Consider the following 21,651-nt stretch of genomic DNA (forward strand, 5'->3'; position numbering starts at 1 on the left):
GCATGTCGTTCCTGCACAGTGCGCCAAGGTGTCCATCACGCCTCGTTGCCTGCTCCACAAGCGGGGGGATTGTCAGAAATTTCGAGGGCTTGGAGGGCGTGGTAGCGTTCCAGTCCCCGCGATGGCCAACGATAGCGACTCCACCAAGCCCGCCGCGGCGCAGGAAGCGCGCGCCGCCGCCCCCGAGCTGCGCCTGCTGGACCGCAGGGCGTTCGTGGGCTTCCCGGCATTGGAGGTGCTGCCGGGCCTGCGCATCTCCGACTTCGCGCTGCAGATTCCCGACGTCAGCTTCCCGTTCAACGTCAGCGCCGGTGCCACGCGCTACCAGCGCAAGAAGCTGCTCTTCGGTTTCCTGGAGCTGTCCGTCGACGCGGACCTGGTGACGCGCCGGGTGGCGGAGCTGGCCGGACGGCTCGCCGGCATCGAAGAGCTGCGGCTTCACTTCCGCCCCGGCTACCTCGAAGGCCAGGGCCGGCTGCCCGCCCCGGAGCGCACGCCCTTCACGTTCAAGGTGGCGTTCGACGCGGACGGGGAGAAGCTCGCCGTCTACCTCTACGACGTGCGCCTGTACGGCTTCTCGTCCACGCCCTCCGTGCAGGTGCCCGGCATCCTGGCCACCGCGGTGGGCGCGCTGGCGCTGGTGCCGGATGTGGAAGTGCGAGGGGCCACCGGCTTCTCCACGCGCGTGTTGCCCGCGCTGTGCCAGCTCGCGGCGGTGAGCCGTGGCTACAAGATGCCCGCGCTGGACACCGCGCGCCTGTCCGCCGCGGAAGTGTCGAGCACCGGCCTGCGCCTGCGCTTCGCCGCCGGTGGACTGCCGCCGCCCGCCGCGCCGGACGAGGAGTTGATGCTCGCGCTGGAGGGCGCTCGCGCCTTCGCGGACGCGGAAGGGCTCATCGCCCAGGGGCGTCTGGCCGAGGCGCGCCAGGCGTACCTCCAGGCCGGAGACGCGCAGGACGCGCACCCCTTCGCCGCCGAGCGGCTCCTGTCGCTCATGGTGGCGGACCCGCAGGCGCACGACCTGGCGCTGGATGTCGCGGCCACCTTGCAGCGCCGGAGGGACCGCAGCCCCGCCGCCCTCTGGGGCGAGGCCGTGGTGCGCGAGCGTCGCGGCGAAGGTGCCCGCGCGGCCGAGCGCTACCTGGCCCTCTGCGCGCTGGCCCGCCGCACGTCGGAGGAGGCCGCGGCCTTCTTCGCCGCCGAGGCCGCCGCCCGCTGCTCGCGCGACACCGCGCCGCAGGTGGCGGTGAAGGCGCTGCACGAGCTGCTGGGCCTCAAGCCGGACCACCTGCCTTCGCTCAAGGCGCTGGCGCGCGCCTCCGACCAGGCTCGCGACAGGGCCGGGGCGGTGCGGGCGTACCGCCGGCTCGCGGCGCTCGCGAGAGACCCGGCCGAGGCCGCCGACGCGCACGTCCACCTCGCGCGGCTGTGCGCGCAGACGGAGGACGACGTCGCCGGGGCCCGGCTGCACTGCGAGGCCGCGCTGCGGCTGGCGCCGGACCATCCGGATGCGCTGTTGCTCCTCGGTGAGCTGTGCCACCGGGGCGGTGAGCACCTGCGCGCGCTGAAGGCGCTGGACCGGCTGCGCGAAGTGGCCATGGCCCGGCACGAGCTGGACCGCGTGGGCCATGCGGACCTGCTCGCCGGCCGCGTATGGGACGAGGGACTGAAGCAGCCGGACAACGCGCTCCTGCGCTTCCGCGAGGCGGTGTCGCTGCTGCCCGGCGAGCCGGAGCCGCTGTTCGCCGCCGCGCGCGTGGCGGAAGGGCTGGGGCGCTTGCAGGAGGCGCTCTCCGGCTACCAGCAGGCGCTGGAGCTGGCGGGGCCGGCGCCGCGCTCGGAAGGGGTGCGCCATGCCGCGCACGCCAGCCACCACGCGCTGGCGCGGCTGTACCGCACGCGGCTGGGAGACCCGGCGCGCGCCCGCGAGCACCTGGAGTCCGCGCTGTCGCTGGACCCGCGCGACGCGGTGGCGCTCGAGGAGCTGATTCCGTACTTCCGCGCCACCGGCCGCTCGCAGGAGCTGGCCGAGGCGGTGGAGAAGGCCGCCGCACTCCAGGCGGAGTCCGGCAAGCGCGCCGCGCTGTGGGCCGAGGCCGGTGAGCTGTACCGCGGCAAGCTCCAGCAGCCGGAGAAGGCCGAGCGCCTCCTCCTGCTGGCGCTCGAAGCGGATGGAGACCACCGGGCCGCGCTGGAGTCGCTGTTGGCGCTGGCCGAGGCGCGGCGTGACGGCGCGCTGCTGACGCGGTGCCTGTCCTCGCTGGCGCGGCTGTCCACGGACCTGAAGGACCGCGCGCAGAAGTACCGCCGCCTCGCGGTGGCCGCGCGCGACCTGGCTTTCGACCTCGACCTCGCGGTGCATGCCCTCCAGGAGGTGCTGCGCGCGGAGCCGGATGACCTGCCCGCGCTGGGCGAGCTGTGCGCCCTGCAGCGCAAGCGCGCGGACATGGCGGGGCTGGCCTCGGCGCTGGAAGTGCGCGCGCGCGTGGCGGAGACGCAGGGCGACAAGCGGCTCGCGGCCGCGGCGCTGCGCGAGCTGGCCGGAGTGCTGGAGGCCCGCCTGGGCCGCGTGGGCGACGCGCTGGTGGCGCTGGAGAAGGCCGCGCGCCTGGCGCCGGACGCCGCCGTGCTGCTGGACCTCGCCGACCTGTCGCTGCGCTGCGAGCGGCCCGAGCACGCCCGCCGCGCGCTGGAGACGCTGCTGTCCACGCTGCCCCGCACGGCGGCACCGGAGAAGCTGGCCGACGTGCGCTCCCGCCTGGGCCGCGCGTGCGAGATGCTGGGGGACCGCGACGGCGCCATCGCCGCCTACGCGCAGGCCTTCCCGCTGCGCCGCCTGGACGACGCGCTGGCCGCGCGCCTGGAGTCCCTCTACACGGAGGCCGGCGAGACGCAGGCCCTGGCCGAGCTGTGGGCCAGCCGCGCCCAGGCGCTGATGGGCGCCGACCGCGCGGAAGAAGCCACGCCCCTCTTCCTCCAGAGCGCCCGCGCGCTGCTGGAGCGTGGAGAGAAGGCCGCCGCGCTGCTGCGCCTGACGGCCGCGCTGGAGGCGAGCCCGCAGGGGCCGCTGGCCGCCGAAGTCCTCGAATCGCTGGCCGAGCTGGAGCTGGAGCGCGGCGAGAAGCTGGAGGCCGCCCGGCTGTACGCGCGCCGCGCGGCGCTGGTGCCGGACGCGCGCGCGGGGGCGAAGCTGCTCTTCCGCGCCTCGCTGCTCGCCGCGGGCACCAGCCGCGAGGAGGCCTTCCTCGCCGAGGCGCTGGAGCGCGACGCCTCCTTCGCCCCCGCCCGTCAGCGCCGGGGCGAGCTGCGCCTGCCCACGGACGCTCGCGCCGCGCTGGAGGACTTCGAGGCCGTGCTGGCGCTGCCGCCGGTGGACGCCGACGCCCCGCGCGAGGCGGAGCGTGTCGCCCTCACGCGCAAGGCCGCCACCGCCGCGGTGCGCGCGGGCCGCACGGACGCCGCGCGCCGGCTGCTGGCCGAGTACTGCGCCCGCGCGCCCGAAGACCTGGACGCCCGCACGGAGCTGGCCGCGCTGCACCGCAAGGCCGGCGCCCGCGAGGCGCTGGCGGACCTGCTGGTGGAGCTGTGGCCGCGCCTGTCCGGCGACCCCCGCCGCGCCGCCCGCCGTGAGCTGGCGGAGCTGTCGCTGGGCCTGGGCCGCGCCAATGCGGCGGTGGACTCGCTGCGCAGCCTGCGGCTGGAGGAGCCGCACGACACCTGGGCCGCGCAGGCCCTGTTGGACCTGCTGCCCCCGCCGGGCACGGGCACCACGGAGGAGGAGGCCGAGCGGCTGGAGCTGCTGGGCACCCTCGTGGCCGCCGCGTCGGGCGAGGCCCGGGCGGAGCTGCTCGCCCGCCGCGCCGTGCTCCACCGCGCCGCCGGCCGCATGGCCTCCGCGCGCGACGACTTCTCCGAGGCCGCGAAGCTCTCCCGCCGTCCCGCGCCGCTGCTGCTCGCGCTGGCCGAGCTGGCGCGCGAGTCGGGTGACGAGTCCGCCGAGCTGGAGGTCTGGCGCAGCGCCGTGGTCGCCGACGCGAGCCTCTCCACGCGCGCGCGGGAGCGCCTGCTGGCGCTGGCCGCCGTGCTGGTGGAGAAGGACGCGCGCGTGCCCGCTCGCGACGCCCTGCGCGCCGCGATTGCGCTGGAGCCGCCCGCCGCCGAGCGCTGTGACGCCTTCTTCTCCCTCGCCGAGCTGGCCCACCGCGACGGGCAGCCGGACGACGAGGCCGCCGCGCTTGCCGAGGCCGCCCGCCAGGGGCCGACGCCTCGCCGCGTGGAGGCGCTGCTCGCGCGCGCCGCGCTGCTCGAAGCTCGCGGACACATCAAGGACGCGGGGCAGAGCCTGGAGTCCGCGCTCGCCCTGGCGCCGCGCCACACGCAGGCCACCGCCGCCCTCCAGCGCGTGCTGCGCGCCCAGGAGAACTGGGCCGCCCTGGCCGAGCTGCTCGCCGCCGAGGCGCCGCACACGCCGCCCGCCGAGGCCACCGCGATGTACGCGGAGCTGGCGGACCTCTATCTCGACCGCCTGGACCAGCCCGTGCCCGCCGAAGCGGCGCTGCGTCAGGCCCTGCGCCTGTCTCCCGCCGACGCGGCCGTGCGCCGCCGGCTGGTGTCGCTGGTGGCGGGCCGGGGCGAGCTGCGTGAAGCCGCCGCGCTGCTGGAGACGGCCGCCGAGAGCGCCTCCGCCTCCGAGGCCGCCGTGCTGCTGCGCGAGGGCGCAGGCTACGCCCGGAGCGCGCAGGACCTGGACCGCGCGCTGAAGCTGGCGCGCAAGGCCCACTCGCTGGTGCCCGCGCAGGGCGCGGAGCTGGCCTCGCTGGCGGAGCTGCTCTACCTGCGCGGCGCGGTGCTGGAAGCGCTGCCCTTGCAGGACATGCTCGCCACGGGCGCGGACTTCCGCACGGCACCCGAGGCCGCCGAGTCCACGTGGCTGCGGTTGGGCGAGCTGGCCGAGCAGGCCGGTGAGACGAAGCGCGCGGTGGCCGCGTACCGGAAGCTGCTCGCCGAGCGGCCCCTGTGCGAGCCCGCGGTGCAGCGGCTCGCCGCGCTGCTGGAGAAGGATGACCCGCGCGGCGCCTTCGATGTGCTCGTCGCGCATGCCCGCGCCCTGGCGCCTTCCGAGGACACGGTGCGCCGGCTCGTCGCGCTGTCGGAGCGGGCTCGCGCGGCGCTGGCGGATGCGGGTGTCGCCGCGTCGCTGCTGGCTCGTGCGGCGGAGCTGTCGAAGGAGCCGCTGCCGCTGCGGCGCCAGCTCGCCAACCTCTACCGCGAGACGGGACGCCCGCTGGAGCTGCTCACCGAGCTGCGCCAGGTGGCCACGCTCAGCCTCGAGGCCGGCGACGTGGCCGCGGCGCTGTCCGCGTACACGGAAGAGGCCCGGCTCGCCGAGGACACCGGCCGCGCGGACGACGCGCTGCGGGCGCTGGCGGATGCGCGCGACGTGCTGGAGTCGAAGGGGCAGGTCGCCGAGGCCGCCGCCTGCGAGCGTCGGCGCGCGGAGCTGCTGCGCGACGTGAAGCTGGACCCCGCCGCCGCCGAGGCCGCGCTGGAGCGGGCCTTCGCGCTGGCGGGGGACCTGGGCACGGCGCGGCTGGGCGCGGCGCTGGCCGAGCGGCGGGACGACTCGGAGGCCGAGGCGCGCTGGCTGGAGCGCGCGCTGCCGCTGCTGAAGGACGCGAGGGAGACGGCGGCACTGCGGCTTCGCCTGGCGCGGCTGCACCTGGGCGTGCTGTCCGACGTGGAGAAGGCGGAGGCCTTCCTGCGCGAGGCGCTGCGCGCGGACCGCTCGCTGGCCGAGGCCGAGGCGCTGCTGGCGAAGCTGCTGGAGAGCGACGGGCGCCTCGCGGAGCTGGCCGCCTGGTACGAGGAGTGCGCCGAGAGCGAGTCGGAGGCCGAGCGCCGCGCGGAGCTGCTCCAGCGCGCCGCCGTGCTGTACCGCGACAGGGCAGGGCGCCCGGAGGCCGCCGCCGCCGCGTTCATCGCCGCGCGCGCCGCGCGCCCGGACGACCTGGAGCTGACGGCCCAGGCCGCGGAATTGCTGCACGAGGTGAAGCGCCACGCGGACGCCGCCGAGTTCGACGCGGTGCTGCTGGAAGCGGACCCGTTCCGCGAGCCCATCTTCACCCGTCACCTGGCCTTCCTGGAGGAGACGGAGGACCACCAGGCGCTAGCCGAGCTGATGCTGCGCCGGGCCCAGCGCCAGGAGGCCGCCGACGCCGCGGAGAGCTACCTCGCCGCCGCCCGGGCCTTCCGCGCGGAAGGTGCCCGGGAGCGTGCGCTGCTCTGCGAGGACCAGGCCTTCGAGCTGAGCCCCGCGAGTGACGAGGCCTTCGAGCACGTGCGCGAGCGCGCGGCCGGAGATGTGCGCCGGCTGGCGGAGTTGCTGGCCCAGCGCGCCGCGGCCCTTCCCGCGCCCCAGGCCCTGCCGCTGCTGCGCGAGCGCGCCAATGGCCTGCTGGAGGCGGGCGAGGCGCTGCTGGCCGCCGAGGCCTTCGACGAGTACCTCTCCCGTGCCGGAGATGACGTGGAGGCGCTGTCCGCGCGCGCCGAGCTGGCCGCGAAGGGTGGCGGGCCCATCGCCGCGCGGCCGTATGACCGCCGCCTGTTGTCCGCGGGTGGCGACTCGCTGCCGGTGCCGGTGCGCGCGCGCACGTGGCTGCGGCTGGGGCACGCCTCGCTGGGCGCGGGCGCGTACCACGACGCGGCGGATGCCTTCGAGTCCGTGGTGACGCTGGAGCCCGAGGGCGAGCGCGGCCGCGAGGCGCTGTCGCTGCTGGCCGAGGTCCACTCGCGCACGGGCAACGGGCCGGGCCTGTACCGGGCCTCGCTCCAGCTCGCGCGCCGCGCGGACGACACCGCCACGGCCGAGGTGCTCTACCGCCGCGCGGCGGACCTCTTCGACGACCCGAAGGACGCCATCGACGCGCTGCTGCCCCTGGCGCGGCTGAGGCCCGCCGACGCGGCCGTCATCGACCGGGCGGTGGCGGGCCTGCGCGCCCTCGGCCGTCATGGTGATTTGCTGGAGGTGTACGCGTCCGGCGCCGAGGCCGCGGGCGGTAGACGCGCCGCCGAGTTGCTGCTGGCCGCAGCCTCCGTCGCCGCCGAGTCGCTCGCGGACGAGGACGCGGCCTGGGCCCTCACCCAGCGCGCCGCCGAGGCCGCCCCCGAGGACCTGACGGCGCTGCGCGCGCTGGTGGAGGGACTGCGCAAGCGCGGTGAGTCCACGCGCCTGCTGGATGCGCTGGAGCAACTGGTGCCGCGCGTGGAGGACGCGGACGAGGCGTCCGTGCTCCGCCTGGAACTGGCCTCGCTCGCCCGCGCCGCCGCCCGCGAGGACGCGGCCCGCGACGCGCTGGAGGCGGTGGTGGTGCGCGGTGCCTCGGGCGCCGGCTACGCGGACGCGCTGGAGTCGCTGGAGAAGCTGCTGGGCGACGTGCCCGCGCGCCGGGCCGAGGTGCAGGTGGCTCGCGCGGAGCTGGTGTCCGGCCGTGAGCGCCAGGTGCTGCTGATGGCGGCGGCGCGGGCCTTCGAGTCCGCCGGCCGGCTGCCAGACGCGCTGAAGGCGGCGAAGGCCGCGGCGGCGGTGGAGCCGGACGTGGATGCGGCCCTGCGCGTGGCCCACCTGTACCGGACGTCTGGAGACGCGCCGAGCGCGGCTCGGGCGCTGATGCAGGCGGCCCGGCTCGCGGCGCCGGAGGAGCGTCCGCCGTTGCTGCTGGAGGCGGTGGGGCTGTGGGAGAAGGCCGGTGAGCACGCCGAGGCGCTGGAGGTCATCGAGCGCATCGCCACCGAGGCGCCGGACATGCTGCCTCCGTCGGAGCTGGCGGAGCGCTTCGGTCGCCTGGGCGCCTTCACGCGCGCCCTGGACGTGGGCTTCGCGCCCGCCATGGCCGCGGGCGACTACACGGACGCGCTGGCCATGGCCGCGCAGGCCGGAGACGCGGCCCGCACGCGCGATGCGCTGTGGGCCCTGACCGGGCTGCCGGACGCGGACCCCACGCATGCCTCCGCCCTGGCGGAGGAGCTGCGCGCCGAAGGTGAGACGGAAGGGCTGCTGGAGCTGGCGGGAGTGTCCGCCGACCGTGACGCGGCCTTCGCGGTGGCGCTGCGCGAAGAGGTGCTCCGCTCGGCGGAGGCGCCCGTGCGGGCCCGGCTGCGCGCGCTGGAGGAGCTGTCCTCCGATGCGAGCTTCGCGGCCCGCCTCACGCTGCTGCTGCCCATGCTGGAGAAGCTGCCGGAGGCGCTGGCCGAGGCGGTGCTGGCCCGGGTGCGCGCCCAGCCCGAGCACGCCCGCGTGGAAGCGCTGGCCATGGCGGCGGACGGCTGGCCCGCCCGGCGCAAGGCGCTGCTGCGCGAGCGCCACGGCCTGGAGTTCGAGCTGGGCCGCTTCGACGCCGCGGCGCAGACGCTGGCGCGCCTCATCGACGCCGAGGAGGACGCGCACGCCCGCGCCGCCCTGTACCAGGAGCGCGGCGAGCTGCTGCTGAGCCCGCTCGACAAGCCCGCCGAGGCGCGCGAGGCCTTCGAGAAGGCGCTGGCCGACGATGGCTCGCACCGGCCCGCGCTGAGGAACCTGCTGGCCCTGGTGGACGTGGCCGCCGAGCCCTCCGTCTTCGTCTCGCTGGCGCAGCGCCTGTCCGTGGAGGAGGGCCCCGACGCGAGCGCTCCGTACCGCGAGCGGCTGGCCGACGCCTACGAGGCGCTGGGCATGGTGGCGGACGCCGCCGCGCAGCTCGAGGCCCTGCCCGAGACGGAGGAGCGGCTGGCCCGCCGTGCGCGGCTGGCGGAGGAGCGCGGTCTCGTCGGCGAGGCCCTGCGCCTGCGCGAGCGGCTCACCGACGAGCCCGCGGTGCTGGAGTCCATCCTCCGCGGCTACCTGGACGCGCAGCTCGTGTCTCCCGCGGCCCGGCTCGCCGAGCGGCTCTTCGAGTCGGGCGTGCTGTCCCCGGAAGTCACCCGCATGTCGGCCGAGCGGCTCTCTCCCTCGCCCGAGGGTGCGACGCTCGCGGCCCGCATCTGGCCGGAGCTGCTGCGCGCGCAGCCGCTGGACGTGGACGGGTGGACGCTCTACGCGGAGGCCCTGCGCGGGCTGGGCCGCGTGGAGGCCGCGGAGCGCGCGGACGGCATCGGCGCGGCACTGGATTCCAGCAGCGCGGCGGCGCGCATGGCGCCCATGACCGTGCTGCCGCTGCCCTCCGGCTTCCAGCACCCGGTGCCGCCCAACGCGGTGCCGGTGACGTCCGAGCGCTTCCCCCGCCTGGCTGCCGCGCTGCGCCCGCTGCTGTCCTCGCTGGGCGCGGGCGGGCTGCGCGTGTCCGTGGACCCGGTGGGCGGCGTGGAGGCGTACCTCGCCAGCGCCGAGGAGCTGGTGCTGGGCGCGGGCGCGCTGTCCTGCTTCGGCGCCACGGAGCTGGGCTACCTGTGCGCGCTGGCACTGGCGCTGGGCGAGTCCGGCGTGAAGCTGGCGCGGCCCGGCGAGGTGCCCGGCCTGGCGCAGGCGGCGGTGGCGGCCTTCCGCGCGATGCCGGCCTCACTGGCGGCGGGGCGGGTGCTGGCGCTGCTCGATTCCGAGGTGCGTGGAACGGACCCGGCGAAGGTGGAGGTGGGCCTCGTGCTCGCTCGGGGCTCGCTCTTCCGGGCAGTGGCCCTTTCCGTGCTCGAAGGCACATAGCCGTGTAGCCTTCCTGGCGCATGCACCTGAAGCGCCTTGCCCTTGCCGTCCTCCCCGCCGCGGTCGTCGCCGCGGCAATGGCCTGTTATTCGGACCCGGAGTACCCGGGCAACCAGGTGCTCGGCACCTTCCGCTTCGAGGCGAGACTGGACCCCGCGCGGACCACGTGCGACGCGTCCGTGCGCGACTTCGCGCAGGTCGACGACGCGGGCGTGTTCCGCTTCGAGGGCACCTTCTCGCGCGACACGGACGCGGGCACCGGCTACTTCACCGTGCAGGGCTTCTCGCGCGACGCCGGCTACGTCGAGCAGCAGGCCACCTCCACGCTGAGGGCCAACGCGCCGCGGGCCACGTGTGGCACGGGCTGCGAGGACTCGGCGATTGAAGAGACGCTGAAGGTGACGCTCTTCAGCGACAGCCAGGCGCGCACGCTCAACCGCGACTGCAAGCTGCACGACGGCGGCATTCCCGCGGGCACCGTGCCGGGCCCGACGGAGAACGGCTACGACGTGTCGCTGGCGTGCGGCACGCTGACGGACTTGTTCCTGCCGGGCACTCGCAACTGCAACTGCCAGCCGGCCACCTGCACCACGGCGTACATCGTCCAGGGCGAGCGGAGGGACTGATGGCGCGGCGCGCGGTGGTGTTGATTTCGGGCGGGCTGGACTCGACGACGTGTCTGGCCATGGCGAAGGCGAAGGGCTTCGAGCCGGTGTGCCTCGCGGTGGCCTACGGCCAGCGGCACGCGGTGGAACTGGAGCAGGCACGCAAGGTGGCCTCGGCCATGGGCGTGAAGGACTTCCGCGTCGTGAGCATCGACCTGCGGCAGGTCGGCGGCTCGGCGCTCACCGCGGACATCGAGGTGCCCAAGGACCGGCCCGCGGACGAGATGAGCCACGGCATTCCGGTGACGTACGTGCCGGCGCGCAATGCGCTGTTCCTCTCGCTGGCGCTGGGTCTGGCGGAGGTGGTGGGCTCCACGGACATCTACATCGGCGTCAACGCGGTGGACTACAGCGGCTATCCGGACTGCCGGCCGGAGTTCATCCGCTCGTTCGAGACGATGGCGAACCTGGCCACCAAGGCCGGCGTGGAGGGCGCGCGCTTCACGGTGCACGCGCCGCTGTCCGGCATGACGAAGGCGGACATCATCCGCGAGGGCGTGAAGCTGGGCGTGGACTACGGGCTGACGCACTCCTGCTACGACCCGGACCCTCAGGGCCGCGCGTGCGGACGCTGTGACAGTTGCGTGCTGCGCAGGAAGGGCTTCGAGGAAGCCGGCGTACCGGACCCGACGCGCTACGTGGAGGGCGCATGACGACGCGGACCTGGATGGTGGCGGCGGTGGGGCTGGGGCTCACGGTGAGTGGCCTGGGGCTCGCGCAGGATGCTGGCACGCCGAAGCCCGTTGCCAAGGCGAAGGCGTCGAAGGACGCGGGCAAGCTGGTGACGGCCACCACGGTGGTGACGGACCTGGTGGAGGACCTGCGCTACGCGACGGCGGACAACTTCCTGAAGAAGAAGGTGTACCCGGACACGGCACGGTGCCTGCTGTTGCCCGAGTCGGCGGAGCGGCTGAAGAAGGCGGCGGACGTGCTGCGGCCGAAGGGGTACCGGCTGAAGGTGTACGACTGCTACCGGCCGCGTGCGGTGCAGTACGAGATGTGGAAGATCATGCCGGTGCCCGGCTACGTGGCGGACCCGGTGAAGGGCTCCAACCACAACCGGGGTGGAGCGGTGGACCTGACGCTCGTGACGGTGGACGGGAAGGACGTGGAGATGCCCACGCCCTTCGACTCCTTCACCCCCGCCGCGCACCACGGCTACGCGGGCGGCACCGAGGCGTCGCGCCAGCATCGCGAAATCCTGCGCGAGGCGATGGAGGGCGCGGGCTTCACGCCCAACCGCATGGAGTGGTGGCACTACGACTTGCCGGACGCGAAGACGCGGCCCGTGCTGGACGTGCCGTTCGACGCGCCCAAGGCTCCATGACGGAACCGTGATGGAGAACGGAGGCTCGCGTGCGACGGGGCGCGGGCCGGCCGGGGAACATGGCGACACCATGAGCCCACTCCTTCGCAGCGCCCTGCTCTGTACGCTCCTGATTTCCACGGTCACCACCGCCGAAGAGGCGGCACGCTGGAGCCCGGACTTCGGGGGTTGAGATGCCCGCTTGCCAGGCAGGCGTCCCCCCGGAACCCCGTGCCATGATGAAACCGTGATGATTGGCCACCCCACCTGCGGCACGCTGTGGGGCCCTCTCAAGGACAGCCGCACCGCGCTGGCCCACCCATGAAGCCCGCCTTCTTCAAAGCCCTGTGTGGCGCCTTCCTGCTCCTTGCCGCGCCCGCGCTGGCGCAGAGCGGTACGTTCCACGGCACCGTGGTGGCCCGCGTGGACCTGCGGCCCCTCGCGGACGTGCGCGTCACCGCCTCCTCGCCCGCGCTGAAGGCGGAGCAGGTCGCGGTGACCGACGCCCAGGGCAACTACCGGCTCCCCCAGCTCCCTCCCGGTGTCTACACCCTCCGCTTCGAGAAGGAGGCCTTCCTCCCCGTCACCCGCAAGGACCTCTCGCTGAATCCCGGTGCAACCGTGCGCGTGAACCTGGAGCTGACCTCCGCCGCGCACCCCGACGAGCCCCGGGCCTCGAGTCCCTTTCCGAGCATCGACAAGGGCTCGCCGCCCATCTCCGTCGAGCGCCCTGGCAACCCGCAGGACCCGGCCCGCGCCTTCCAGTCCGTGGCCCCGCTGGCCCCGCCGCTGCGCACGGAAGCCGAGGGCGTGGCCCGCTACCTTCCTCCCTACGTCGGCGCGGGCGCCCGCGAGGAAACCCCGGCCTGGGCGATACAGCACCTGACGTCGCTGCCGGACGGTGCCACCCAGTACCTCTACCGTGACTCGGACGACTCCGCGCGCAGCCGCTCCAGCCCGGGGAGCAACGGGGTGAACCCCACCATCGACACGGAGGAGGAACGCTTCTCCGTCTTCTTCATCGGCGTGGACACGAGCCCCTACGCCGTGGCGCGCGACTACCTGCAGCGTGACGTCCTCCCCGACGAGCGCAACGTCTGGGCCGAGGCGTTCATCAACGCCTTCGACTACGGCGACGCGGGCGACGCCCATGGCCCCTTCGTCATCGACACGGAAGGCTTCCCGTCGCCCGGCCGCAAGGGCTACCACGTGGTGCGCATCACCGTGAAGGCGCGCGAGACACTGCCCGACGTGGACGCGCAGGTGGAGTTCGACCGGCAGGCGGTGGCCCGCTACCGCCTGGTGGGCTACGAGCGCGCCGTGCCCGCCCCCGAGTCGCTCGACGAGGACGACGAGCCGAAGACGCCGCTCGCCGCGGGCCAGGCCGTCACCGCCATCTACGAGGTGAAGCTGCGCGGCCCCGCCATCGCCTTCGGCACGCTGCGCATCCACTACGACGTCACGGGCGGCGGCTGGCGCCGCGTGCAGAAGCTGCTGCCCTCCAGCCTCCTGCGCGCGTCCTATGCCCGCGCCGCGCCCGCCACGCGCCTCGCCTATGTGGCCTCCGCCTTCGCGGAGAAGCTGCGCGGCTCCTACTGGACGCGCACGCTCGACTGGACGCGCCTGTCCGCCCTCTGTGACGACGTGGGCGAGCCGCTGCACGGCCGGCCGGACGTGGTGGAGTTGGGCGCGCTCATCCGCAAGGCGCAGGCGCTGGACAAGCGCAAGGACCGCTTCGAGCGCGTCGCGCCGCTGAGCACCATGGACTACGACCGCGCCCCGGATACGGGAGACTAGTCCGCGACGATGCTCCGCCGACTGCTGCCCACCGTCGTCGCCCTCGTGCTCGGCCTTGTCGGGCTCGGCTGGGGGCTGGGCTACCTCCAGCGCATCTTCGCCACCGAGCGCGACGACGCCCAGGCCTCGCTCGACTCGCGGCGCACGGCGCTGGAGCAGTACGCCCGCGCCTCGCTGGCGCAGTCGCTGCGGGACAGGCTGGAAGCGGCGCGGCCCGCGCTGGAGGCCGCGGCAGTGGACCCGCTGGTGCCCGCCACCGGCCTCTACCTGCGCGAGCGCGGCGACCAGCTCCTGCCGCGCATGGCCCTCCATGACACCGGGGACGACGCCCCCGCGAAGGAGCGCTACGCCCGGCTGCGCGCGGGCACGGAGCGTGCTGACGAGGAAGAGGAGGACCCGTGGGCGGAGCGGCTCGCGCTGGTGCGCGCGGTGGAGGGCGCCCTGGCCCGGGGAGACCGTCGCGCTTCCACGGTGGCGCTGATGGCGCTGCTCCAGCACCGCGCCCAGTACGTGCTCGCCTCCACGCGCGACGTGCCGGGCCTGCTGGTGGTGCTCGAATCCCTGGCCGAGCGCGGAGACCCGGTGCCGCAGCTCATGCACGCGCTGGTGCGCGATGGGCTGGCGGACGGCAGGGGCGGGCGGCTCGAAGGACTCCAGCGACTGCTGCTCCTGCGCCGCTCGCGCTTCACCCCCGTGGACTTCGCCTTCCTGCGCGAGCGTGTGGCTGCCCTCTCCGCGAAGGTGGGCGCCCCGGTGGCGGACTTCGAGTCGCGCGCGGGCGAGCTGGCCACCGAGCCACTCCCGCTGCCTCGCACGCTCCCCGGCCCGGTGCTGGTGCGCGCCGGCTGGTACCTGGAGCCACGCGGCGGCAGCCAGGTGCGTGGCGTGGCGGTGGACCCGGCCGCGTTGCTGGAGTCGCTCACCCGCGAGATGCGCGAGCGCGGGCTGCTCGAGTCGGACGGGCAGGTGCGCCTCCTGGGGGCCGCGGAGGTGCTGTCGCTGGACGCGCTGCCTCTCTCGGTGGACACGCCCGAGTGGGCGCGCGCGCAGGGGGCGCTGGAGCGGCGCTACCGGCTGAAGACGGGCATGGTGGCGCTGTGCGGCGTGCTGGCGGTGGCCATCTTCGCGCTGGCCTTCGTGGCGCAGCAGCGCAAGTTCCGCTTCCTGGAGCTGAAGAGCGACTTCGTGGCCACCGTGTCGCACGAGCTGCGCACGCCGCTGGCCTCCATCCGCCTGCTGGCGGAGACGCTGGAGTGGCGCCTCGCGGAAGGCACGGACGCGCGTGACTACCCCGCGCGCATCGTCCGCGAGGCGGACGGGCTGGGCTTCCTCGTGGAGAACCTCCTGTCCTTCAACCGCATCGACAAGGGCCGCTGGGTGCCGAGGCTGGAGCCCGTGCGCCTGGACGAGCTGGTGTCGCTGCTGCGCCGCGACCTGGAGGCCTGGTCGAAGGTGCCGGTGGAGCTGGAGGCGCAGGTCGGCGACATGGCCTTCCGGGCGGACGCCCAGCTCCTCCGCCTGCTCCTGTCCAACCTCGCGCGCAACGCCTGTGCCTACAACACGCGCAGCCCGGTGCGCCTGCGCGTGGAGGCGCTCCCGGGAGGCCGGGTGCGCTTCTCGGACAACGGCATCGGCATCCCCCAGGCGCAGTGGGAGACCGCCTTCGAGGAGTTCGTCCGCCTGCCGGGCCAGGGGCGGGACGTTCCCGGCAGCGGCCTGGGTCTGGCACTCTGCCGCCGCATCATGCGCCTGCACGGGGGGAGCCTGCGCGTCGCGGCCTCCAGCCCCGAGGGCACCACCTTCGAGCTCACGTTTCCCCCCCCGGTGACGACATGACCTCTTCCCAGCCTGGCATCCTCGTCGTGGAGGACGACACCAACCTGCGGCTCGCGCTGCGCGACAACCTGGAGAACCAGGGTGGCTACGCGGTGGAGGAAGCCACCAACGTGCGCGAGGCGCGCGAGCACCTCGCGAAGCGCCAGTTCCAGCTCATCCTGCTGGACGTGATGCTGCCGGACGGCGACGGCTACACGCTGTGCCGCGCGCTGCGGGAAGAGGGCGTGACGACGCCGGTGCTGATGCTCACCGCGCGCACGCTGGAGGACGACGTGGTGCGCGGCTTCGAGGCGGGCGCGCAGGACTACCTCGGCAAGCCCTACCGGCTGCGCGAGTTGCTGGCCCGCGTGGGCGCGCTGGTGAAGCGCTCCGGCGGCGCGGCGACGAAGCAGGTGCGCTTCGCCGGCTACAAGATGGACCTGGACCGCCGCAAGCTGGAGTCGCCCGACGGCGCGGCGGTGGAGCTGACGCGCACGGAGTTCGACCTGCTGGCCTTCCTCGTGCGCGAGAAGGAGCGCGTGCTGCGCCGCGACGACATCCTGGACGCGGTGTGGGGCCGCGACGTCGTCGTGGACCCGCACACCGTGGACAACTTCGTCTCCAGCCTGAAGAAGAAGCTCGGCTGGAACAGCGCCTCGCGCTTCGCCATCCAGACGGTGCGCGGCGTGGGCTACCGCATGGAAATCGAGGCGCTCTGAGGCTTCAGCGCAGCGGGTTGTTCTTCAGCCGCTCGGCCAGGGCGTCCAGCGCGGCCAGTTCCGACTCGTCCGCGTGGAGCCGGGCCTCGTTGATGAGCGAGGCCGTCTCCGGCGCGTCCACCCGCAGCACGGCGTTGGACAGGGCCTGCCGTACATCCCCCGTGTAGTGCGAATACGCGCGCACCAGCGCCTCCGCCGCCAGGCGCCGCATGGGGCCTTCCTCGGAGCGGGCGCTCACCCCGGACGTCTTCCACGCCCAGGCGGAGCCGGCGTCCCCGAGCGCTCGCGCCAGCCGCCGCGCCTCCTCGGGCCCGGGCCGGGCCGCCAGCGCGTCGACGAGCGCGCGCACGGCCACCAGCCGGCGGCACTCGCCCAGCTTCTCCTGCGCGGCCTCGCCCCGCGGGCCTCCCTGGCGTGAGAGAGCAATGAGCGTCTGCGCCGCGTCCAGCGTCTGCATCCGCGCCAGCGCGCCCGCCGCCGCGCGCAGCACGGGCGCCCGCGTGTCCGCGCCCGTCTCCAGGAGCTCCGTCCATAGCGGCACCAGGCGCGCGTCGCGCAACTCGCCCGCAGCCTCCATCAGCCCCACCGTCAGCGCGAGCCGTGCCGAGTCCTGCTCCAGCCCCTGTGCCTGCTCCTGCGCCCGCGCGGACGGGAAGGCGAGCCGCTCCACCATGGGCCACAGCGCCTCCGGGCCCAGCTCCCGGAAGAGGGGCGAGGTGGAGGCCAGCGTGCCCCGCTTCCTCGAGTCCAGCAGGCGAACCCGCGACACGGCCGAGTCCATTCGCGCGAAGGCCTCGGGCCGCTCCTTCCGGGCGCGGGCAATCTGCTCCAGCAGCACCGCCCGCCAGTCGCCCGCGAGCGACGTCGTGCCCGGCGCGTCCTCCGCCCCGGCCGTCAGCGCGATGAGCAGGAGGGCGGCCCCCAGGCTCCGGTACACGCCACGCTTCATCGTCCGCCCTCCCACCACTTCGTCGCGGGGATTGCACGCGCGCTGTTGGTGGCGCAGTGCACCTGGCCACCGTTGATGTGGTACGGGCTCCAGACGTCACTCCAGTGCACGCGGATGCCGTACGCGGCGAGCGCCTCCTCGAAGTACGTCTTGAAGGGGTCCTTCCCGTCGATGAGCGGCCCGTGGGGCTCCGGGGCAATGACTTGCGTGGAGGACACGGCCAGCAGGTTGAGCATCGCGGGCTGGAGTGCACCCAGGCCCCCCGTCACCTCCTGGAAGAGGAAGGGCACGCGGATGATTTCCGCGTCGGTGAGGCCCGTCTCCTCTTGGAGGATGGACCGCTGCGTGTCGATTTCCAGCGTGGCCAGCGCGCTCGCGTCCATGAAGCCGGCGTGGTCGAGCACCTCGGAGACCGTCAGCTCCGCGGGCCTGTCGAAACCCCACGTCAGGCCGGTGAAGAGCTTCGCGTCGCCGTGCCCCCGGGCCCGCAGGTCCAGGAGCATCCGCCGCGCCAGGGCCGGGTCGGCCATCAGCACCACCCACCCGCGCGGCGTGTTCGCGGGCAGGAAGCTGAACGTCTCATCCACGTGGCTCACGTTGAGCCACGTGGTGTCCACGTACACGGGCGGCTGCACCCGCTGCGCCTCCAGGAGGCGCGTGAAGCTGGGGTCCGGCTGGAGGTCTGGCCGCGTGTCCGGGCCCCGGCCGCGGAAGAGGCGGCCCAGCGGATACTTCACCCCGTCCTTCTCGTACGGGGGGATGACCTCGGTGTTGCCGAACGAGTTGAGCGTCTGCGACTCCTCCGACATGCCCGGCTGATACTGCTGCACGGCGGCCTGGTCGTAGCCCCGCAGCCCGAAGGCCATGCGGCCCGCGAGGCGCAGCGCGGCGTTCTTCTCCGGGGCGATGACGAAGGGGGCGCGGTAGTTCACCTGGATGGAGTGCTGCATGCCGCCGGGGGCGGGCATCGACATGTAGGCCGGCTCGAGGAAGTCCTGCGTCCAGAGGTCTTCCACCTGGAGCTCGACCAGCGTCACGGGCCGCTCGAAGCCCGTCAGGGTGGCGCGCAAGTCCTTCCGGAATCGCGCCGCCGCGTCGACGTTGCCCTCGAGGCTGGAGACGAAGACGCTCTCGGCGGGCGTCAGGTGGTGGAACATCACCACCGGCGCCACGCGCATGCGGACGGTGTCCTGGAACCGGGTGTCCGGGATGCGGCCCTGGCCGATGGTGAGCTGCACGTCGGCGAAGCCGTCCCACTTGCTCGGGTCCCTCACGATGTCGTTGGCCTCGATGGCCAGCCTCACCCCCCGACGCAGCTGCGCCGCGGTGAGGGATATCTGGGAGGGGTTGAGCTGCGAGGTATAGGTGTCTCCGGACCTCTCGAACAGCCGCACCCGCTTCGCCGCCGGCCCGAGGACCGTGACGTAGCCGACGGCATAGTCGGGCGCGTCCGGCCACGGTGCGACGCGCAGGCGCGCGAGGTCCTCCAGGTCCTCCTCGCCATTCACCACCGAGTCCCAGGCGTCATTGCACCCGGGCAGCTGGTCGTCGCCCAGCGTCCGGGGGGACAGCGAGAAGGGGCAGGCGCCCTCGTCGTCGTCGATGTTGGCGAGGAAGATGGCGCCCCGCTCGGCGGTCCAGCTGTCCTCGCCCTCGTCGTCCGTCGGGTCCGTCAGGTCCACCACCCCGTCGCGATTCACGTCCGCGCGCAGGTCCACGATGGGGGTGAAGGGGCCCGTGAGGCGCTCGGGCCTGGGGAGGGGGAAGCCCTCGGGCTGCTGGACGGGCTCACAGCCGCCGGCCAACAGCAGGGGAAGGAGCAGGAAGGTGAGGTGGCGTGCGCGTACACGCGGGGTTGCCCACATGAGGAAGGCGCTCTCGGTATACGGACGACCGGCCCGGCGCCGAAGGGCGCCCGTCCATCTGCTTGGGGCGCATACGAATGGCAACCGGCGCCGGGGTCAAGTGACGATGCGTGGGGTTGGCATTCACCTCCAGGCGGAAACCACTTTTTGACAAGGCAGGTAGGGTTGAGTGTTCGGTGGGGGGCTCGTTATGCAGGCGAGCCATGACGGACACGGTTCGCTACGCCCTGGATGCCACGGTGCTCTCGCAGAAGTCCCCGGGCGAGGCCCCGCCAGCGCCCGCCGCGGCGACGCGCCGCAACACGGTGCTGCCGCGAGTGGAGTGGAAGGGTGACAGGGCGGACCTCGTCCCCCCCGAGCGCGAGCGCTTCGAGGAGATGCGCCCGCTGGGACAGGGCGGCATGGGCGAGGTGGTGCTGCTGAAGGACCACGACATCGAGCGGTTGGTGGCGCTCAAGCGGCTGCCGGAGGGCGCGGACCTGGACCGGGTGCTGCGCTTCGTGGAGGAGATTCGCACCGTCGGGCAGTTGGACCACCCGAACATCGTCCCGGTGCACGACGTGGGCATCGACGAGCGCGGCCGGTACTTCTTCGTGATGAAGCACCTGCACGGCGACACGCTGGAGTCCATCATCGCGAAGCTGCGGCGAGGGGATAGGGCCACGCACGAGCGCTTCAGCTTCCGGGCGCGGGTTCAAATCTGTCTCGGGGTGCTCAACGCCGTCGCGTACGCGCACCGCAAGGGCATCATCCACCGCGACTTGAAGCCCGCGAACATCATGGTGGGCCCCTTCGGCGAAGTGACGGTGATGGACTGGGGCCTGGCCCGGCCGGTGCGGACGCAGGCCCAGGCGCCGACGCCGGACAGCCAGGGCGTCGCGATGCGCATCCACCCGGTGCCCGCGGTGAGTCCGCGGGAGGCCGTCTCGCTGCGCACGCAGGTGGGCTCCGTCATCGGCACGCCGCTCTACATGTCCCCGGAGCAGGCGCGCGGTGAGGACACGCTGGACGCGCGCAGCGACGTGTACAGCCTCGCCGTGCTGTTCCACGAGTTGCTCTTCCTGCGGCACTACCTGGAGGGGCGCGAGTCGCTCGCGGACATCCTGGCTGGAGTGCAGAAGGTGACGCCCGCGGTGGACGCGCTCCAGTCGAACCCGCACCAGTCGCACGTGCCCGCGGAGCTGTCGTGGTTCGTTTCGAAGGGCGTCCAGAAGGACGTGGCGAAGCGCTACCAGTCGGTGGAGGAGATGATTGAAGCGCTCCAGTCCCTGATGGAGGGCCACATCGTGGTGCAGTGCCAGCGCACGATGCTCAAGCGCGGCCTCCACGAGGTGCTGCGCTTCGTGGACCGCAACCCGGTGGCGGTCATCGTCGGGAGCACCTTCGGTACGCTGGCCGTGCTGGGCTCACTCGCCTACACAGTGATGTCCCTGCTGGGCTGAGCGCGCGCGCGGCGACCGGGCAGGCGAGCTTCGCGGGGACAAAGTGTCCCGGACCGTCTGCCGTCGCCCCGACAATCCGGCAGGGCGGCCGTCGCGTGCCCTCACGGAGCACGCCCGCGGGCCTGTCGGCACGTGCATTGCTCCGCACGTGGCGGGTCAGACAAGGAGGCCCGCATGCAGCTCGCAGCCATCATCCGTCGCGCCCGGGAGCAGGGGGCCAGCGACGTCCACCTGGAGGGCGGCATGCCCATGGCGCTGCGCGTGCGAGGCGCGCTGCGACTGGTGGGCGAGCCACTGTCCGCTTCCAACCTCACCGTGCTGGCCCGTGAGGTGGTGGGCGAGGACGGCTGGCCCGAGTTCCTGGAGCGCTGCTCGTACGACGTGTCGCGCACGCTGGAGGGGCAGCGCATCCGCATCAACGTGCTGCGCAGCGCGCGGGGTGTGGGCTTCGCCATCCGGCTGCTGTCCACGTCCCAGGCGACGCTGAAGCGGCTGAACCTGCACCCGGACCTGCGCCGGCTCGTGGAGCCCACGCATGGGCTGGTGCTGGTGAGCGGGCCCACGGGCTCGGGCAAGACGTCCACGCAGGCGGCGCTGCTCCAGGAGCTGAACCTGGCGGAGTCGCGCCACATCATCACCGTGGAGAGCCCCATCGAGTACGCGCTGGTGCCCCGGCTGTCCTTCATCCGCCAGCGCGAGGTGGGACGGGACACGCCGTCCTTCGAGCAGGCGCTCATCGACGCGATGCGGGAGGACCCGGACGTGCTGATGGTGGGGGAGATGCGCGAGCCGGAGGTGATGCGCCTGACGCTGAACGCGGCGGAGACGGGGCACCTGGTGCTGGCCACGGTGCACTCGGCCAGCGCGAGCGAGGCACTCTCGCGGCTGGTGTCGGCGTTTCCCCCGGAGATGCAGGCGGCGGTGTGCGCGCAGCTCGCGGATTGCCTCGTGGGCGTGGTGTGCCAGCGGCTGCGCTACCGGCCGGAGGTGGGCCTGCGCGTGCCGGAATGCGAGGTGCTCATGGGCAGCACGCCGGTGAAGAGCATCGTGAGGCAGGGGCACTTCTACAAGATTCCCTCGGCCATCGAGACCGGTGCCGCCGACGGCTGCTGGTCCTTCCCGCGCTACGCGGAGTGGCTGTCGCGCAAGACGGACTGGAGCCAGCCCTCCACCGCGTCCGAGGAGACTCCCTCGGCCACCCCCATGCCCGAGCCCTCGCCCGAGCCGCTCCCTCCCGCCGCCAGGTCCCGGCCCGTCGCCGTCACGCGACTGCCCGCGAGGACGCGGCGGAGTGCGTCTCCCGCGAAGACCACGGAGTCTCGTGCCGCCGAGGAGGGCGTCTTCGTCATCCCAGGCGAGCAGGACGACCTGGTGTCCATCATCCGCGAGCTGGAAGGGGACGAAGGCTGAGTATCCTGGAGGG

Annotated in this window: 11 protein-coding genes; 9 read left to right on the plus strand and 2 right to left on the minus strand. The window is 73.9% G+C overall.

All coding sequences use genetic code 11. The features are described from left to right. Positions 1–121: 121 nt before the first annotated feature. The 7 genes from OV427_RS29195 (at position 122) to OV427_RS29225 (ending at position 15,972) form a co-directional block, all read left to right on the plus strand. Positions 122–9,670: a flagellar hook-length control protein FliK gene (locus OV427_RS29195; RefSeq protein ID WP_267859473.1), complete on the plus strand. Its 9,549-nt coding sequence runs from the start codon at positions 122–124 to the stop codon at positions 9,668–9,670. 20 nt (positions 9,671–9,690) lie between these two features. Beyond that, positions 9,691–10,296, plus strand: coding sequence for a hypothetical protein (locus OV427_RS29200; protein WP_267859474.1), 606 nt, complete (start codon positions 9,691–9,693; stop codon positions 10,294–10,296). Further along, positions 10,296–10,988 (plus strand): 7-cyano-7-deazaguanine synthase QueC, encoded by a 693-nt coding sequence (gene queC / locus OV427_RS29205; protein WP_267859475.1) that lies wholly within the window; start codon positions 10,296–10,298, stop codon positions 10,986–10,988. The genes OV427_RS29200 and queC overlap by 1 nt, the downstream gene beginning before the upstream one ends. Next, positions 10,985–11,662, plus strand: a complete 678-nt coding sequence (locus OV427_RS29210) for a M15 family metallopeptidase (RefSeq protein ID WP_267859476.1) — start codon at positions 10,985–10,987, stop codon at positions 11,660–11,662. Before queC ends, OV427_RS29210 begins: the two co-directional genes overlap by 4 nt. 300 nt (positions 11,663–11,962) lie before the next feature. Continuing rightward, entirely contained in the window at positions 11,963–13,438 is a 1,476-nt protein-coding gene (locus tag OV427_RS29215) for a YfbK domain-containing protein (protein WP_267859477.1), read from the plus strand. Positions 13,439–13,447: 9 nt separating this feature from the next. After that, positions 13,448–15,274, plus strand: coding sequence for a sensor histidine kinase (locus OV427_RS29220; RefSeq protein WP_267859478.1), 1,827 nt, complete (start codon positions 13,448–13,450; stop codon positions 15,272–15,274). Next, the gene (locus OV427_RS29225) at positions 15,271–15,972 is read left to right on the plus strand and encodes a response regulator transcription factor (RefSeq protein ID WP_267859479.1); all 702 of its coding nucleotides are present in this window, start codon (positions 15,271–15,273) and stop codon (positions 15,970–15,972) included. The genes OV427_RS29220 and OV427_RS29225 overlap by 4 nt, the downstream gene beginning before the upstream one ends. Before the next feature lie 4 nt (positions 15,973–15,976). Here OV427_RS29225 and OV427_RS50620 read toward each other — a convergent pair whose 3' ends face one another. Beyond that, the gene (locus OV427_RS50620) at positions 15,977–16,921 is read right to left on the minus strand and encodes a hypothetical protein (protein WP_324290000.1); all 945 of its coding nucleotides are present in this window, start codon (positions 16,919–16,921) and stop codon (positions 15,977–15,979) included. After that, positions 16,918–18,786, minus strand: a complete 1,869-nt coding sequence (locus tag OV427_RS29235) for a protein-arginine deiminase family protein (RefSeq protein ID WP_267859480.1) — start codon at positions 18,784–18,786, stop codon at positions 16,918–16,920. Before OV427_RS29235 ends, OV427_RS50620 begins: the two co-directional genes overlap by 4 nt. A gap of 203 nt (positions 18,787–18,989) precedes the next feature. On the opposite strand from OV427_RS29235, the gene OV427_RS29240 reads away from it, so the two are divergent. Together OV427_RS29240 and OV427_RS29245 are read left to right on the plus strand one after the other, a co-directional pair. Further along, a complete protein-coding gene (locus OV427_RS29240) occupies positions 18,990–20,228 on the plus strand; it encodes a serine/threonine-protein kinase (protein ID WP_267859481.1) in 1,239 nt (412 codons plus the stop codon). A gap of 174 nt (positions 20,229–20,402) precedes the next feature. Beyond that, positions 20,403–21,638, plus strand: coding sequence for a type IV pilus twitching motility protein PilT (locus tag OV427_RS29245; RefSeq protein WP_267859482.1), 1,236 nt, complete (start codon positions 20,403–20,405; stop codon positions 21,636–21,638). Positions 21,639–21,651: the final 13 nt, after the last annotated feature.

The sequence above is a fragment of the Pyxidicoccus sp. MSG2 genome, assembly GCF_026626705.1.
In the GTDB taxonomy this organism is placed as follows: domain Bacteria; phylum Myxococcota; class Myxococcia; order Myxococcales; family Myxococcaceae; genus Myxococcus.